Genomic DNA, 15160 nt, shown 5'->3' with positions numbered 1-15160 from the left:
TGAAGGAGACGCAGATGGCCATTTTGGACCAAGACGTAAAAGAAGGTGTCGATCAGGAGACCGTGGATGCGGTACGCGAGGTCGGCGGCGCCTATAAATACGGTTGGGAAACCGAAATCGAAATGGAATACGCCCCGAAGGGCCTTTCCGAAGATATCGTGCGTCTGATTTCTGAAAAGAATGACGAACCAGAGTGGATGACCGAATGGCGTCTTGAGGCCTATCAGCGTTGGCTGTCTCGCGAAGAGCCTGACTGGGCGATGGTCAGCTATCCAGAGATCGATTTTCAGGATCAATACTACTACGCGCGTCCAAAGAGCATGGAAGAAAAGCCGAAGTCTTTGGATGACGTGGATCCTAAGCTATTGGAAACATATCAAAAGCTCGGCATTCCTCTGAAAGAACAGATGATTTTGGCAGGCGTTGAAGGCGCTGAGGATGCGCCAGCCGAGGGCCGTAAGGTCGCGGTCGATGCGGTTTTTGACTCGGTCTCTGTTGGCACGACCTTCCAGGCGGAACTCAAGAAAGCGGGCGTGATTTTCTGCTCGATCTCTGAGGCGATCAAAGAGCATCCTGAGCTGGTTAAGAAATACCTCGGCTCTGTGGTGCCTGTGCAGGACAACTTCTATGCAACGCTGAACTCTGCGGTGTTTTCCGATGGCTCTTTCGTTTACATCCCACCGGGCGTGCGCTGCCCGATGGAACTGTCCACCTATTTCCGCATCAATGCGGAAAACACCGGTCAGTTTGAACGCACGCTGATCATTGCCGACAAGGGCAGCTATGTGTCCTACCTCGAAGGCTGTACCGCGCCGCAACGCGACACCGCGCAGTTGCACGCCGCTGTGGTTGAGATCATCATCGAAGAAGACGCCGAGGTGAAATACTCCACCGTTCAGAACTGGTTCCCAGGGGATGAGAACGGCAAGGGCGGCATCTATAACTTTGTGACCAAACGCGCGGACTGCCGGGGTGATCGGGCCAAGATGATGTGGACGCAGGTGGAAACCGGCTCGGCCGTCACCTGGAAATACCCGTCCTGCATCCTGCGTGGCGAGGAGAGCCAGGGCGAGTTCTATTCCATCGCGATTGCCAACAACCACCAGCAGGCCGATACCGGCACAAAAATGATCCATCTGGGCAAGAACACCAAGTCCCGGATCGTGTCCAAAGGCATCTCGGCGGGCGTGGCGCAGAACACTTATCGCGGTCAGGTCTCGATGCACCCGAAGGCCAAAAATTCGCGGAACTACACGCAGTGTGACAGTCTGCTCATCGGCGACAAATGCGGGGCCCATACGGTGCCGTATATCGAGGTGAAGAACAACTCATCGCGTGTTGAGCACGAGGCGACCACATCCAAGGTGGACGACGAGCAAATGTTCTATTGCCGCCAGCGGGGCATGGACGAAGAAGAGGCGGTTGCGCTGATCGTCAACGGCTTTGCCAAAGAGGTTCTGCAGGCGCTGCCAATGGAATTTGCCATGGAAGCTCAACAGCTTGTGGCGATTTCGCTTGAAGGGTCCGTGGGCTGATGGAAACCATTCAGGCCCTTATGCAACAGAGCCTCGGCGTGGGTGTCGGCATGATGGTCGGCAGCCTCATCGGCCTCGGGATCCGCAAACAACGCGGCAATACCGAGGGGCTGATTGGCGGCTCTGTCATCGTCACATCGGGCGTCATCGGCTTTGTCTGTCTGGCTGTCATGATGCTGATCACTTGGATTGGAGGATCGCTATGATCGTCAGCACAACCAATACAATCGAGGGTCATCAGATCGTCGACTATCGCGGCATCGTCGTGGGCGAGGCCATCATGGGCGCGAATGTTGTCCGCGATGTCTTTGCGAGCATCACTGATATCGTGGGTGGCCGGTCTGGTGCCTATGAAAGCAAGCTGCAGGATGCGCGGGACACGGCACTGCGCGAGCTGGAAGAGCGGGCCATGGCCAAAGGCGCGAATGCGGTCGTGGGCGTGGATCTGGATTATGAGGTCATTGGGCAATCCATGTTGATGGTCTCGGCCTCGGGCACCGCTGTGGTGCTGAAATAATGTGGCGAAGCGCGCTTTTGCCGGCCTGCACGACAGGGGCATTCTGCGCGGTTTTCGCTTTGGTGGTCAGCAGCATCGCGCCGATGCTTGGGGCCACGCAAGTGCTGGCGGTGAGTTTCGTCAGCGGGTTTTTCGGGTCCTTGGTGGCCCATTTTGTAATACGGAAATGAACCGCCTGATGTGCGGGCGGATGAGGAAAAGAACATGTTGGAAATCAAAGGCCTGAAGGTCAAACTGGAAGACGAAGACAAGCAGATCCTGAAGGGTGTAGACCTGACGGTTGAAGCGGGCAAAGTGCATGCGATCATGGGGCCCAACGGCTCTGGTAAATCGACGCTCTCTTATGTTCTGTCTGGCCGTGATGGCTATGAAGTCACCGAGGGCGCTGCGTCTTTGGATGGCGAAGACCTGCTTGAGATGGAACCAGAAGAGCGCGCGGCCGAGGGCCTGTTTCTGGCGTTCCAATATCCGGTCGAGATCCCGGGTGTCAGCAACATGACCTTCCTGCGCACCGCGGTGAACGCTCAGCGCAAGGCGCGTGATGAAGAAGAGCTCTCTGCGGCGGACTTCCTGAAGGACATTCGTGCCAAGGCAAAGACTCTCAAGATCGATGCGGATATGCTGAAGCGTCCTGTGAACATGGGCTTCTCTGGCGGTGAGAAAAAACGCAACGAGATCCTGCAGATGGCGATGCTCGAGCCAAAGATGTGCATCCTTGATGAGACTGACTCTGGTCTGGACGTGGACGCGATGAAACTGGTGTCCGAAGGTGTCAACGCGCTGCGCTCTGAGGGTCGTGGTTTCCTCGTGATCACCCACTATCAGCGTCTGCTCGACCACATCAAACCAGACGTCGTGCACATTATGGCAGACGGCCGCATCGTGAAAACCGGCGGCCCGGAGCTGGCGCTTGAGGTCGAAGAGAACGGTTACGCTGACATTCTGGCGGAGGTCGCCTGATGCGTTTGGCTCAATTGAAACAAGAGGCCACCGCCGCCCAATTGGAGGACGTTGCCCTTCCAGAAAGCGGCGCGTGGTTGTCGGCAGCACGCGAAGACGCTCTGTCGCGCGTGAAAGCCATGGGGCTGCCTCATGCCCGTGATGAATATTGGAAGTACACCCGCCCGGACACTTTGACCTCCGCGGAACCAGTTGAAGCTGCGCTATTTGTTAATGACGAAGAGCCAATGTTTCACGAGATCGACCGCCTTAAGATCGTCTTTGTGGATGGCGTCTATGATGCAGAGGCCTCCGATGATTTCGCAGGCGAAGGCCTGACGATTGAACGCCTCGCGGACATTGGGCAAGCCGATATCCACTGGGCGAAGGATCTTTACGGTACGCTCGAAATCAAAGGTCAGGATCCGGTCGAACGCCCTCTGGCGGCGCTGAATACAGCGCTGGCGACGGATGGGGTTGCGATCCATGTAACTGGTCAGGTCAGCAAGCCGGTGAGTTTGATCTATAAGCACGAGTCGACCACGTCGGATGCGATTTTGCACCACGTGATTAAACTTGACGCAGAGGCCAAGCTGACCGTTTTGGAAAACGGCCCGGCGGCGGCGCGGTTCAACAAGATGATCGAAGTCGATGTGGCCGATAAGGCTGAATTCCACCACATCCGTTCGCAAGGACGCGACCATGAGCGTCGTGCCGTCACGCATACGTTCGCGCGGCTTGGCACGGAAAGTGTGTTCAAATCCTTCACCGTTACGGCGAATGGTATCCTGACGCGCAATGAATGTGTGATCGAGCTGACCGGCGATGACGCGGTGGCCCATGTTGCCGGAGCCTGCGTGGGCGATGGTGATTTCCACCATGATGACACTGTGTTCGTGACCCATGACGCGGTGAATTGCGAAAGCCGTCAGGTGTTCAAAAAGGTTCTGCGCAATGGTGCGACAGGCGTGTTCCAAGGCAAGATCCTTGTGCAGCCTGGCGCGCAAAAGACTGATGGTTATCAGATCAGCCAGTCTCTGCTGCTGGATGACGACAGCCAGTTCCTCGCGAAACCGGAACTCGAGATCTATGCCGATGATGTGGCCTGCTCGCATGGCTCGACCTCTGGTGCGATTGACGAAGAAGGTCTTTTCTATCTGCGCGCACGCGGCGTTCCAAAGGACATCGCAACCGACCTCATGACATTGGCCTTCCTTGCCGAAGCAGTTGATGAGATCGAAGACGAAGCTCTGCGCACGTCAATCCTCGCGCGTCTTGAACTTTGGCTGGAGCGTCGTCGCGGCTAATGTCTGTCACGCGTGATATTCTGGCAACCTATAGGGGGCCGGGGCAGGTTGTGTCCCGCCGCCTCGCTATGGGGGTACGTGAAGACCGAGGTCTTGCGATCCTGATGGCGGCTTGCGTGACGATCTTTATCGCGCAATGGCCGCGTCTGGCGCGCGAGGCGCATTTGCAAGGGCTAGAGCTGAATATGCTTCTGGGTGGTCAGCTCTTGGTCTGGATCTTCATCATGCCGCTGGCCTTTTATGTGCTGGCCATCCTCGTTCAGACCGTTTTGCGGATCTTCGGCCGCAAGGTTGACGGGTTTACCAGCCGCTTTGCGCTGTTTTGGGCACTGTTGGCGATTGCACCGATTTCGCTGTTCCGCGGCCTTGTCGGCGGCTTCATCGGTCCGGGCGTGGTCTATGACAGCGTCGGTCTGATTGCGATCCTGATGTTCACATGGTTCTGGATGTCAGGGCTGCGCAGCAACATGGCGACACCCTCATGATGCAACAATTCCGAGACCTCGTGATCCTGACCGTCCTGCGACCCGCAGAGGCAATAGAGCAGATCAAAGCGATGCATCTGCCGGTGCGCGTGTCTTGGGCGCTGCTCGTTCTGGGTGTAATGCTCTCGACGGTCGCGATTTTCGCACGGGTTCTGATTTTCCCGGTCGAGATCTTTCCCGGTGTCATGTTCCTCGATGTGGTCACACCCTTCGGCCTTTTTGTGACCATGACCATTGTCGCGGCCACCTCGGCGGCGCTTTTGACCTTTGCGGGACGGCAATTGGGCGGACAGGGCACATTTGCCACTGTGCTGACTTATGTCGCTTGGCTGCAGATCATGCGCGCCGTCGTCGAAGGGGCTGGGCTGATCGTGTCTTTCGCCTCTTTCAGTCTCGCCGTTTTGGCGATCAATCTGGCGGGGCTCTATGGGATCTGGATTATCCTTCAGTTCCAAAAGGGCGCGCATGAGTTTGACTCAATTGGTCGCGCCCTCGGCAGCCTTGTTCTGACCTTCGTTGGCCTCGTGATGGTGATCTCACTGCTCGTGGCCCCCTTTATCAGCGTTTAACTGGACAGACGCATGTTTGACATCAACAAAATCCGCCAAGACTTTCCGATCCTCGCGCGCGAGGTGAACGGGAAACCGCTGACCTATCTGGACAATGGCGCCTCTGCGCAGAAGCCGCAGGTGGTGATTGATGCGGTCACCCGTGGTTATGCCGAGGAATACGCCAATGTGCACCGCGGGCTGCACTATCTGTCCAACCTCGCGACCGAAAAGTATGAGGCCGTGCGCGGCACCATTGCCAAATTCCTCAATGTCAAAGACCCAGACGAGATCGTTCTGAACTCTGGCACCACAGAGGGCATCAACCTCGTGGCCTATGGCTGGGCGATGGAGCATCTGAGCGCGGGCGACGAGATCGTTCTGTCCGTAATGGAGCACCATGCCAATATCGTGCCCTGGCATTTCCTGCGTGAACGTATGGGCGTTGTGTTGAAATGGGTCGATATTGCCGATGACGGCAGTCTGGATCCGCAGCGCGTGGTCGACGTAATCTCGGACAAGACCAAGCTGGTGGCGATCACGCAGTGTTCCAACGTTCTTGGTACCGTGGTGGATGTGAAAACCATCACGACCGAGGCCCATGCGCGTGGCGTGCCAGTGCTGGTGGATGGCTCGCAGGGCGCGGTCCATATGCCGGTCGATGTCGAAGATCTGGGCTGTGATTTCTATGCGATCACGGGGCACAAGCTCTATGGGCCTTCGGGGTCCGGCGCGATCTATATCAAACGAGACCGCATGAAGGAAATGCGTCCATTCATAGGCGGTGGCGACATGATCAAAGAAGTCACGCAGGATGCCGTGATCTACAACGATCCTCCGATGAAGTTTGAGGCAGGCACGCCGGGCATCGTGCAGACCATCGGTCTGGGCGTGGCGCTCGAGTACCTCATGGAGATCGGCATGGAGAATGTCGCGCGTCATGAGAACGACCTGCGCGACTATGCGCTGGAACGGTTCAAGACATTGAATTGGCTCAATGTTCAGGGTCAGGCGCCGGGCAAAGCCGCGATTTTCAGCCTGACGCTGGATGGCGCGGCGCATGCGCATGATATCTCGACCATCCTCGATAAACGCGGCGTGGCCGTGCGGGCCGGTCATCATTGCGCGGGCCCCTTGATGGAACGTCTGGGTGTGACCGCGACCTGTCGCGCGAGCTTTGGCATGTATAATACCAAGGACGAGGTCGACACTCTGGTTGATGCTCTGGAGCTGGCCAACGAGCTCTTGGCTTAAGGTTTTGAAAAGGGTGGGTTTACTGCGATCCGCCCCGCTTTCCCGCTTGCAGAAGATTTCGACCACGGTATAACGAGCCTCAGGCACCCATAGCTCAGCTGGATAGAGCGCTGCCCTCCGAAGGCAGAGGTCAAAGGTTCGAATCCTTTTGGGTGCGCCATTTTCTTACAATCCAAGATCCTCGACTGTTTCGCGCAGCGCGCGTCTGAAGATGCGGGCAGGGTGGCTGAGGTCCCAATCTTCGCGGGTCACGATGCCGATGGGGCCCAAAGTGGTGTCAGTGTCAAAGGGCAGGCGTTCCAGTCGGCCCGCGTCCACTTCGCTGGCGGCCACGCCGTCTGAAATAATCCAGATCGCATCGCTTTCCGCCACATAACGCCGCCCGAACGCGCCGGATACGGTTTCCACACGGCGGTAGAGATCCGAGATCCCGCGTTCGACCATGAACCTGTCCACGCTAGGCCTGATCGCGGCGTTGCGGTCGGGATAGATGATGGGCCAGTCTTTTAAGCCTTCCAGGCTCGCGTCCTTTAAAAGCGGATGTCCTTTTCGCACGATGAAGCTGATCTTTTCTCGATAAAGCAGCGAGAAATTGAGCCCCACCATATCGCGGTGATCCCCCATGCGCCCCAAGAGCATGTCGATTTCACCCGTCACCAGCTTGTCCAAAAGAAATTTATGCGGGCCATCCAGAATGCGCAGGGTGAAAGGGTGGGGGTCCTGCGACAGGCGTTTAGAGACCGCGGGTAAGAGTTTAGCCGTCACCGAAGGCAACGCCCCTATAGCGAGGGTCTCGGTTTGCGTGTCTTTGTCATTGCCAAGATCCTGAAGGCCCTGTTGCAAACTGGCCAGGGCCATTTGTGCATATTGCAGGAAGCGCGCTCCGTCGGTGGTAAGGCTGACGCCGGCACGGCTACGTTCCATCAGGTTACATCCCAGTATGTCTTCAAGTTCTTTGAGTGTCTTGGATATCGCGGGTTGCGTCAGAAACAGCGTTTCCGCGGCGCGTTTAAAGCTGCCGGATTGGGCGATTTCCACAAAACATTGGATGTGGCGAAATTTGATGCGTCGGTCGATCATAGTTTCTTTTTTTGGAAAGTAAGTTGCGGAAAAACTCATTTTACTTTCTGTTTTTGTAAGTGCAATCTGCATTTAACACAAGGCTCACGGGCCAGCATTGGTAGGGATGGACGATGCAGATCGCACAATTTGACAACCTGGCACTCAATTGGCAGCAAGATGGAAATCCCGAAGGTCGTCCGGTGGTATTCGCAAACTCACTTGGCACCGACTTTCGCCTTTGGGATGCGGTGCTGCCGCTGCTGCCGACATCACTGCGCTATATCCGGATGGACAAACGCGGTCATGGGCTCTCATCGGTCCCTGACGGTCCTTATTCGATTGACGATCTGGCGGGCGATGTTGCGCAGTTGCTGGACCGGTTGGACGTCAAAGATGTTTTCTTTGTTGGTCTATCGATTGGCGGTTTGATTGCGCAGAAGCTGGCCTACACGCGGCCGGATCTGTGTCACTCAATGGTGTTGTCCAACACGGCGGCCAAGATCGGCACGCCGGACCTTTGGAACACCCGCATTGATGCGATCAATAAGGGCGGCATCGAAGTGATTTCAGAGCCAACCATGGAACGCTGGTTCGCGCCAGAATTCCGCGCGACGCCGGACTGTCTGGCTTGGAAGCACATGCTCGAGCGAACCCATACGCAGGGGTATGTTTCCTGCTGCGCGGCCATCGCCGATGCGGATCTGCGCGAAGAGACCGCGAGCCTGACCCTACCGACCTATGGGATCTGCGGTTCAGACGATGGGGCGACGCCGCCAGAGCTTACGAAATCCACCTTGGATCTGATCGAAGGATCTCAGTTCCATATCATTGACGGCACGGGCCATCTGCCCTGTGTCGAGAAACCGCAAGACTATGCGGCACTTATCACAAAGTTTCTAAAGGAGAGCGGTTTTGTCTGATCGTTATGAACAGGGCATGAAGGTACGCCGGTCTGTGCTGGGTGACGCCCATGTCGACCGCGCCGAGGCGCAAAAGACGCCATTTGACGTGCCATTCCAGGATATGATCACCGAAGGGGCCTGGGGCACTGTTTGGGCCTCTGATGGCATCAGCAAACGAGAACGCTCGATGATCACTCTGGCGCTCTTGGCGGCGACCGGGAATTTCGAAGAAATCCCGATGCATATTCGCGCCACAGCGCGCACCGGCGCAAGCAAGCAAGACGTGCTTGAGGCCTTTCAACATGTGGCCATCTACGCAGGCGTTCCGCGTGCGAACCATGCGCTGAAGCTGGCCAAAGCGACCTATGCCGAAATGGAAAACGACGCCTAGACCGAGAGGCGTTCGGAAATTACCCTCTAAAGGAGGAGACTTAGCAAGATGTACACACCAGCCGAATTCTACCAACGTGACCGCGAATGGCATCCGCCCGCGCTGACACCGCATTATAAAACGTCTGTGTCGCGCTCGCCGCAGTATTCGCTGATTTCCCTGCAGAACTCCGCAAGCGAGATCACAGGTCCGGTCTTTGGGCACAATGACATTGATCCGCTGGATAATGACCTTCTGAACAACTACGCCAAGCCCGGTGAAAACCCCATCGGCCCGCGTCTGATCGTGCATGGTCGCGTGGTGGATGAAAACGGCCGTGGTGTGCCTAACACGCTGGTCGAAGCTTGGCAGGCCAATGCAGGCGGGCGCTATCGTCACAAGAAGGACACCTATCTTGCGCCGATCGATCCGAACTTTGGCGGCTGTGGTCGGACGCTGACAGATGAGGACGGTTATTATTTCTTCCGAACGGTGAAGCCCGGTGCCTACCCATGGCGCAACTATGTGAATGGCTGGCGTCCGGCGCATATTCACTTCTCGATCTTTGGCACGGCCTTTGCACAACGCCTGATCACCCAGTGTTATTTCGAAGGCGATCCTTGGATCAGCCGCTGCCCAATCGTCAAAACCATCCCTGACGAGCGCGCGGTCGATATGCTGGTGGCGAAGCTTGACGAAAACGCGACCATCCCGCTGGATACGCAATGTTATCGCTTTGACATTGTGCTGCGCGGTCGTCGCTCGACCCTGTTTGAAAACCGTCTGGAGGGCAATTGATATGACCTCGAACACTCCTGAGTATCTGAAGGAAACCCCATCCCAAACGGCGGGTCCTTACGTTCATATCGGACTGGCCCCGGGGGCCGCTGGTTTTGATATCTATAAGCAAGAGCTAGGTTGGGACATCGCAGGCCCAAATGCCAAAGGTGAGCGCATTCGTGTTGAGGGCGTGGTTGTCGACGGCATCGGCTCTCCGATCAAAGACGTGCTGCTTGAGGCCTGGCAGGCCAATAGCGAAGGTGTATATGCGCATCCCGAATGCGAAGGCGACGTCGAAGAGGGGTTCCGTGGCTGGGGTCGTGTCATCACCGATTTTGAAACTGGTGAATGGGGCTTTGACACCGTGAAGCCGGGAGCCACGATGGGCCGCAATGGCCGCATGATGGCACCGCATATCAACCTGTGGATCGTGGCGCGCGGGATCAACATTGGTCTGAACACGCGCATCTATTTCGACGATGAAGTTGACGCCAACGCGAATGACCCGGTGATCAATCTGATCGAATGGGAAAAACGCCGCGCCACGCTGATTGCGAAACGTTCGGAACGCGACGGTCAGGTGGTTTATCGCTTTGACGTCAAAATTCAGGGCGAAGACGAGACCGTCTTCTTCGACATCTAAGGTCGCTAAATCCAAGTCAATACGGGGTGGCCTAAGTCGCCCCTTTACCCACATCAGGAAAACACCGATGACCAAACCTTGCATTATCTGCGTCGCCATCACCGGCTCTTTGCCGAAAAAGGCCGACAACCCCGCCGTTCCGATTTCCATCGCAGAACAGGTCGAAAGCACTCAGGAAGCGTTCGAGGCCGGCGCGACCATCGCCCATTGCCACGTACGCAATGCCGATGAAACCACGTCTTCTGATCCAGAGAAATTCGCAGCCCTCAAAGAAGGTCTGGAAAAACATTGCCCCGGCATGATCGTTCAGTTCTCGACCGGTGGTCGGTCTGGTGCAGGCACCGAACGGGGTGGCATGCTGCCTCTGGCGCCTGACATGGCGTCCTTGACCGTGGGCTCCAACAACTTCCCGACCCGCGTTTATGAAAACAGCCCGGATCTGGTGGATTGGCTCGCGTCTGAAATGAAAACCTACAACGTGGTACCAGAGATCGAAGCCTTCGACCTCAGCCACATCTTTCAGGCAGTTGCGATGCATAAAGACGGTCGTCTGCCGCGCACCCCTTATGTGCAATTCGTCATGGGCGTGAAAAACGCGATGCCGGTGGACAAAGAGGTCTTTGATTTTTACGTCCAGACCCTCAAACGTCTGAGCCCAGAGTCTGAGTGGTGCGCTGCCGGCATCGGGCGTCACCAGATCACGCTGAACGAGTGGTGCATCGCGGCGGGTGGCCACACACGCACAGGTCTTGAGGACAACATCCGTCTGGACAAAAACACCCTCGCACCTTCCAACGCGGCTTTGGTTCAAAAGACCGTTGCGCTTTGCGAGAAATACGAGCGTCCTGTAGCGACTTTTGAACAAGCGCGCGAGATGCTAGGCTTGGCGAAACACGCCGCCTAAGGCGCAAAAGGGCAGGGATCACATGGCCGTTTCACTCTTTCAAAGCGCGATCTATGAGGCGCAGTTTGGCGATGCCGAACTGTCCGAGATTTTCAGCGATCGCGCAGAGGCTGCGCGCATGGTGCGGTTCGAACGGGTGCTGGCGCAGGTCGAAGGTGAACTGGGCGTAATCCCTAATGCTTCGGGGCAGGCGATCTTTGATGGCCTGACTGATGCTTCGGTGGATCTGGCGGCTTTGTCCAAAGGCGTGCTGTCCTCGGGTGTCGCGGTTCCGGCTTTGGTGTCGGAATTGCGCGGCCAATTAGACCCTGAACACGGGCAATATCTGCACTGGGGCGCAACCAGTCAGGATGTAGTTGATACGGCCATGACTTTGGCCGTTGCCGAGGCTCTGGATGTGGTCGAAGATCGGTTGCGCCAGTTGATTGATGCATTGGCCGCCAAGGCAGAGACCTATGAAACCTTGGTGGTTGCTGGTCGTACGCGCGGTCAGATCGCAACGCCGATCACTCTGGGACTACGGATCGCCAAATGGGCCCAGCCCTTGATCGCGCTAGAAAAATCTCTGGCGGACATACGTGGGCGTATCCTTTTGGTGCAATTCGGTGGCGCCTCTGGAGGTAATACGGCCACGGCACCTTACGGGCCTCAGATTGGCGAAGGCTTGGCAAAGGCGCTTGGGCTGTCCGCAGCTGCGCCATGGCATGTGGATCGCACGGGATTGGTGAACCTCGCGTCCTGGCTGTTGCAGATCTCGGTTGCCCTGTCGAAATTTGCCGGAGACCTGATCTTGCATATGCGGTCCGAGATCCGCGAAGTCAGCGCAGGCGCTGGGGGTGGGTCCTCTACGATGCCACAGAAATCCAACCCCGTTGGTCCCGAGACCATTCGCACCCTCGCGAGTCTTGCGAAAGCGGCCCATGCGGGTTTGGCTGATGCTGCCGATCCAGCCGAGGATCGCGATGGGGGACAATGGCCGATCGAATGGGCGCTCTTGCCTCAGATCTTTATCGCAGTTGGAGCGTCCTTGGCGCATGCTCAGGTGTTGGCCGAGACGCTGACGGCGAATGAGGATCAGATTAACGCGATCCTAGCGGCCAATGATGGCGTGATGGCAGAGCAGATCAGTTTTATGTTGGCCGAGCATATGCCACGTCCCGAGGCGCAGGCTTTGGTGAAGGCGGCGTCAAAGACGGGTAAGCCTCTGCGCGTGTCTTTACCTGAGTTGTGTGAACAGGATCTGGATTGGGATGATTTATTCGACCCGCAGAAATCCGCTGCACCCTGTCGCGAGATTGCTGAGGCGATTTTCGCAGGACGCTAAGCGCCCAACAAAAAAACGCTCCCTCGGGAGCGTTTTCTTTTTCTTTACCTTTGTCTGAAACCTTAGCGGCCCCATGTGCGGAGCGGTCCGCAATCCACATGCACAAAGTTGGACCCGGAATACCGGCCAACACCACCCGCGCGGCAAGCGGCTGCGGCTCGGGCCAATTGGCTTACAGAGCGATCTGCAAGGCGCAGGTCGGCGGCTTGGCCTTTCATGTGTAGAGAATTCTTAGCAACGCCGCGCGAGTTGCGGCGCAACATGGCGTTGGTCTGAGGGCTGCGATAGCCCGAGAGCAACATAAAGGGTTCGTTGGTGTCGGTCAGGCGCAGGGAAGCTGCCATGATGTCGACGGTGCGCGTGTCGATCTTGATCACGCCATTCGTGCGCCAGTCGCGCATGAATTTGTTGATCTCATCGACGGCGTCTTTGATGTATTTGCCTTCGATCCAATAGATTGTGTCAATGCTTTCACCGGTGCGGCCGGAGTACATTTTCAATCTACGGATATCGCCCGCGCCGCGCAGAAATCCGGATGCATTTGTGAAAGTCGGTGCTGCTGCAACCGTCGTCGCTGCGAAGGCGCGCAGTAGTCCGCGCCGTGTCATGCTCTGAGAGCTATCGGTCAACATATTTCGCGCCTGTCCCGTCGCTTTCTTAACTCGCGCCGCCGCGCGATCATTAAAATTATCCCCAGATGCGCCGTAGTTATGACACAACTTGATTCGTTTACCAAGGTTTCATTTTGGAAAAAGAGTGTGATCCCCGTGAGTTGGGCGAAAATTTGCCCAATAAGGCGCTATTGTTTCTGCTGGGTTAACAGTTGCCGCTTTCGGGTCACACATTGTGCCCTTTGAGGCGAAATCACTTTGAGAATGTCAAGATGAGGTAAATGTGAATGGACAATTCCCTCTGACGGTCTCACAAAATTAGGCAACACATGTGTATGTCTTTGGGTGGGTAGCGATGTCTTTCTTACGTCTTCTGTCAAAAACGATGACCGTGGTTTTGGTCTGGGGTTTGTCCACATCTAGTGTTTTCGCGAAAAGTGACACACAAGTTACGGCGTTTATGCAGGCTGTTGCCGAGGCAGCATCTGCGGATGAAGACATGGCCGCCTATTATCGAAGCGTCGAATTCCAACCGCTCTGGACGGGCAAGGGTCAAGAGTTCCGCCAACGCCGCAGCGCTTTGTTTGATGCGTTGGAACGCTCGGCCGAGCACGGGCTGGTCCCGGCGCATTACGATATTTCCGGCCTGAAAGCGGAAATTCGCAGCGCGCGCACAAAACGTGACCTTGGCTTGGTCGAAGTTAAGATCTCAGAGACGTTTTTGGACTATGCGCGCGACCTTCAGACCGGAATTCTCATCCCTTCTCGGATTGATGACGGGCTGGTGCGCAAAGTCCCGTATCGCAACCGTGAGGCCTATCTCGCGAATTTCGAGCAAAGCGATCCCGAAAAATTCCTGAAGGCCCTCGCGCCGAAAACGCCGGAATACGCCCGTCTGCGCAAAGAAAAGCTCCTGCTTGAGCGTCAACTCGGCCGTGGTGGCTGGGGCGCGCCGATCCGTGCGAAGAAGCTGGAACCGGGCGATAAGGGGGCTGCTGTTGTTCAACTGCGCGACCGTTTGATCCGTATGGGCTATCTGTCTCGTCGAGTGTCAACAAAGTTTGATGCCGAAATGCAGAAAGCCGTGCAGGAGTTCCAAGAAGCGCATGGCCTAACCCCAGACGGTGTTGCCGGCCAGTCGACGATTGCAGAACTTAACGTGCCCGTACAAGAACGTCTGAAATCGATCATGGTTGCTATGGAACGTGAACGCTGGACAAATATGCCCAAGGGCGAGCGCCATGTCATGGTGAATTTGGCCGATTTCACGGCCAAAATTATCGACAACGGGAAAATCACATTTGAAACGGTTACAGTGGTCGGACACCGCGATAGCGATCGTCGAAGCCCTGAGTTTTCAGATATTATGGAACATATGGTCATCAATCCGACCTGGAACGTACCGCGCTCGATTGCGACCAAAGAGTATCTGCCGATGCTGCAATCCAACCCATATGCGGTCAGCCACCTGACGCTCTATGATGCGCGTGGGCAGGTTGTGAATAGGGGGGCCGTGAACTTCTCGCAATATTCTGCGCGGACCTTCCCGTTTGACATCAAACAGGCACCAAGCAACAGCAACGCGCTGGGGCTAGTCAAGTTTATGTTCCCGAACCGCCACAATATCTATCTGCACGACACGCCGGCCAAAAGCCTCTTCTATCGCGAAGTGCGCGCCTATAGCCATGGTTGTATCCGTCTGCAGAAGCCGTTTGAGTTCGCCTATACGCTGCTGGCCAAACAGAGCGAGAACCCAAAGGGTCTGTTCCACAGCACGCTGGATACTGGCAAGGAAACGCAGATTGATCTGATCAAGCAGGTGCCTGTACATATCATGTACCGTACGGCCTTCACCGAGGCGAAGGGTCATATGCAGTACCGCCGCGACATCTATGGTCGAGACGCTAAGATCTGGCGCGCTTTGGCCAATGAAGGGGTGGCTTTGCCAGCGGTTCGCGGCTAAACCTGCCCCAGAAGAT

17 protein-coding genes and 1 tRNA gene are annotated in these 15160 nt (G+C 56.4%); 16 read left to right on the top strand and 2 right to left on the bottom strand.

Translation table 11 applies throughout. The annotated features are described in order from the left end of the window. Positions 1 to 14: 14 nt before the first annotated feature. From sufB to WG622_RS02830, 9 genes are all read left to right on the top strand, one after another. Positions 15 to 1535, top strand: a complete 1521-nt coding sequence (sufB, locus tag WG622_RS02870) for a Fe-S cluster assembly protein SufB (protein ID WP_209356388.1) — start codon at positions 15 to 17, stop codon at positions 1533 to 1535. Then, entirely contained in the window at positions 1535 to 1741 is a 207-nt protein-coding gene (locus WG622_RS02865) for a hypothetical protein (RefSeq protein WP_209356387.1), read from the top strand. Before sufB ends, WG622_RS02865 begins: the two co-directional genes overlap by 1 nt. After that, on the top strand, positions 1738 to 2052 hold the full coding sequence (locus WG622_RS02860; RefSeq protein ID WP_209356386.1) for a heavy metal-binding domain-containing protein: 315 nt from the start codon (positions 1738 to 1740) through the stop codon (positions 2050 to 2052). Before WG622_RS02865 ends, WG622_RS02860 begins: the two co-directional genes overlap by 4 nt. Before the next feature lie 204 nt (positions 2053 to 2256). Further along, positions 2257 to 3012, top strand: a complete 756-nt coding sequence (gene sufC, locus WG622_RS02855; protein ID WP_339402203.1) for a Fe-S cluster assembly ATPase SufC — start codon at positions 2257 to 2259, stop codon at positions 3010 to 3012. Continuing rightward, a complete protein-coding gene (locus tag WG622_RS02850; RefSeq protein WP_339402202.1) occupies positions 3012 to 4298 on the top strand; it encodes a SufB/SufD family protein in 1287 nt (428 codons plus the stop codon). The genes sufC and WG622_RS02850 overlap by 1 nt, the downstream gene beginning before the upstream one ends. Further along, complete coding sequence (locus WG622_RS02845) at positions 4298 to 4783, top strand: YIP1 family protein (protein ID WP_339402201.1); 486 nt, start codon at positions 4298 to 4300, stop codon at positions 4781 to 4783. Before WG622_RS02850 ends, WG622_RS02845 begins: the two co-directional genes overlap by 1 nt. Then, complete coding sequence (locus WG622_RS02840) at positions 4780 to 5352, top strand: YIP1 family protein (RefSeq protein WP_339402200.1); 573 nt, start codon at positions 4780 to 4782, stop codon at positions 5350 to 5352. Before WG622_RS02845 ends, WG622_RS02840 begins: the two co-directional genes overlap by 4 nt. A gap of 12 nt (positions 5353 to 5364) precedes the next feature. After that, a complete protein-coding gene (locus tag WG622_RS02835; protein WP_339402199.1) occupies positions 5365 to 6585 on the top strand; it encodes a cysteine desulfurase in 1221 nt (406 codons plus the stop codon). 83 nt (positions 6586 to 6668) lie between these two features. After that, positions 6669 to 6745: transfer RNA gene (locus tag WG622_RS02830), tRNA-Arg, on the top strand. Between the two features lie 5 nt (positions 6746 to 6750). On the opposite strand, the gene pcaQ is transcribed toward WG622_RS02830, so the two are convergent. Then, positions 6751 to 7665 (bottom strand): pca operon transcription factor PcaQ, encoded by a 915-nt coding sequence (gene pcaQ, locus WG622_RS02825; protein ID WP_339402197.1) that lies wholly within the window; start codon positions 7663 to 7665, stop codon positions 6751 to 6753. A gap of 113 nt (positions 7666 to 7778) precedes the next feature. Between pcaQ and pcaD the strand changes: the two genes are divergently transcribed. The 6 genes from pcaD to WG622_RS02795 all read left to right on the top strand — a co-directional run bounded on the left by pcaD (position 7779) and on the right by WG622_RS02795 (position 12570). Next, positions 7779 to 8567, top strand: coding sequence for a 3-oxoadipate enol-lactonase (pcaD, locus tag WG622_RS02820; protein WP_339402196.1), 789 nt, complete (start codon positions 7779 to 7781; stop codon positions 8565 to 8567). Continuing rightward, positions 8560 to 8940, top strand: a complete 381-nt coding sequence (pcaC, locus tag WG622_RS02815) for a 4-carboxymuconolactone decarboxylase (RefSeq protein ID WP_339402195.1) — start codon at positions 8560 to 8562, stop codon at positions 8938 to 8940. The genes pcaD and pcaC overlap by 8 nt, the downstream gene beginning before the upstream one ends. Positions 8941 to 8988: 48 nt before the next feature. Next, entirely contained in the window at positions 8989 to 9717 is a 729-nt protein-coding gene (gene pcaH, locus WG622_RS02810; RefSeq protein ID WP_339402194.1) for a protocatechuate 3,4-dioxygenase subunit beta, read from the top strand. A 1-nt stretch (position 9718) separates the two neighbouring features. Beyond that, complete coding sequence (pcaG, locus tag WG622_RS02805) at positions 9719 to 10342, top strand: protocatechuate 3,4-dioxygenase subunit alpha (protein ID WP_339402193.1); 624 nt, start codon at positions 9719 to 9721, stop codon at positions 10340 to 10342. Between the two features lie 67 nt (positions 10343 to 10409). Next, positions 10410 to 11246: a 3-oxoadipate:acetyl-CoA acetyltransferase gene (locus WG622_RS02800; RefSeq protein ID WP_339402192.1), complete on the top strand. Its 837-nt coding sequence runs from the start codon at positions 10410 to 10412 to the stop codon at positions 11244 to 11246. Positions 11247 to 11268: 22 nt separating this feature from the next. Further along, positions 11269 to 12570, top strand: coding sequence for a lyase family protein (locus tag WG622_RS02795; protein ID WP_339402191.1), 1302 nt, complete (start codon positions 11269 to 11271; stop codon positions 12568 to 12570). Between the two features lie 62 nt (positions 12571 to 12632). Here the strand turns inward: WG622_RS02795 and mepK are convergent, their stop codons facing one another. Next, entirely contained in the window at positions 12633 to 13178 is a 546-nt protein-coding gene (gene mepK / locus WG622_RS02790; protein WP_209358282.1) for a peptidoglycan L,D-endopeptidase MepK, read from the bottom strand. A gap of 358 nt (positions 13179 to 13536) precedes the next feature. On the opposite strand from mepK, the gene WG622_RS02785 reads away from it, so the two are divergent. Next, the gene (locus tag WG622_RS02785) at positions 13537 to 15144 is read left to right on the top strand and encodes a L,D-transpeptidase family protein (RefSeq protein ID WP_339402189.1); all 1608 of its coding nucleotides are present in this window, start codon (positions 13537 to 13539) and stop codon (positions 15142 to 15144) included. The last annotated feature ends 16 nt before the right edge of the window (positions 15145 to 15160 follow it).

It is taken from the genome of Cognatishimia coralii, from assembly GCF_037478305.1.
Taxonomy (GTDB): Bacteria; Pseudomonadota; Alphaproteobacteria; order Rhodobacterales; family Rhodobacteraceae; genus Cognatishimia; species Cognatishimia coralii.
This window is presented reverse-complemented; position numbering and strand designations above follow the sequence as displayed.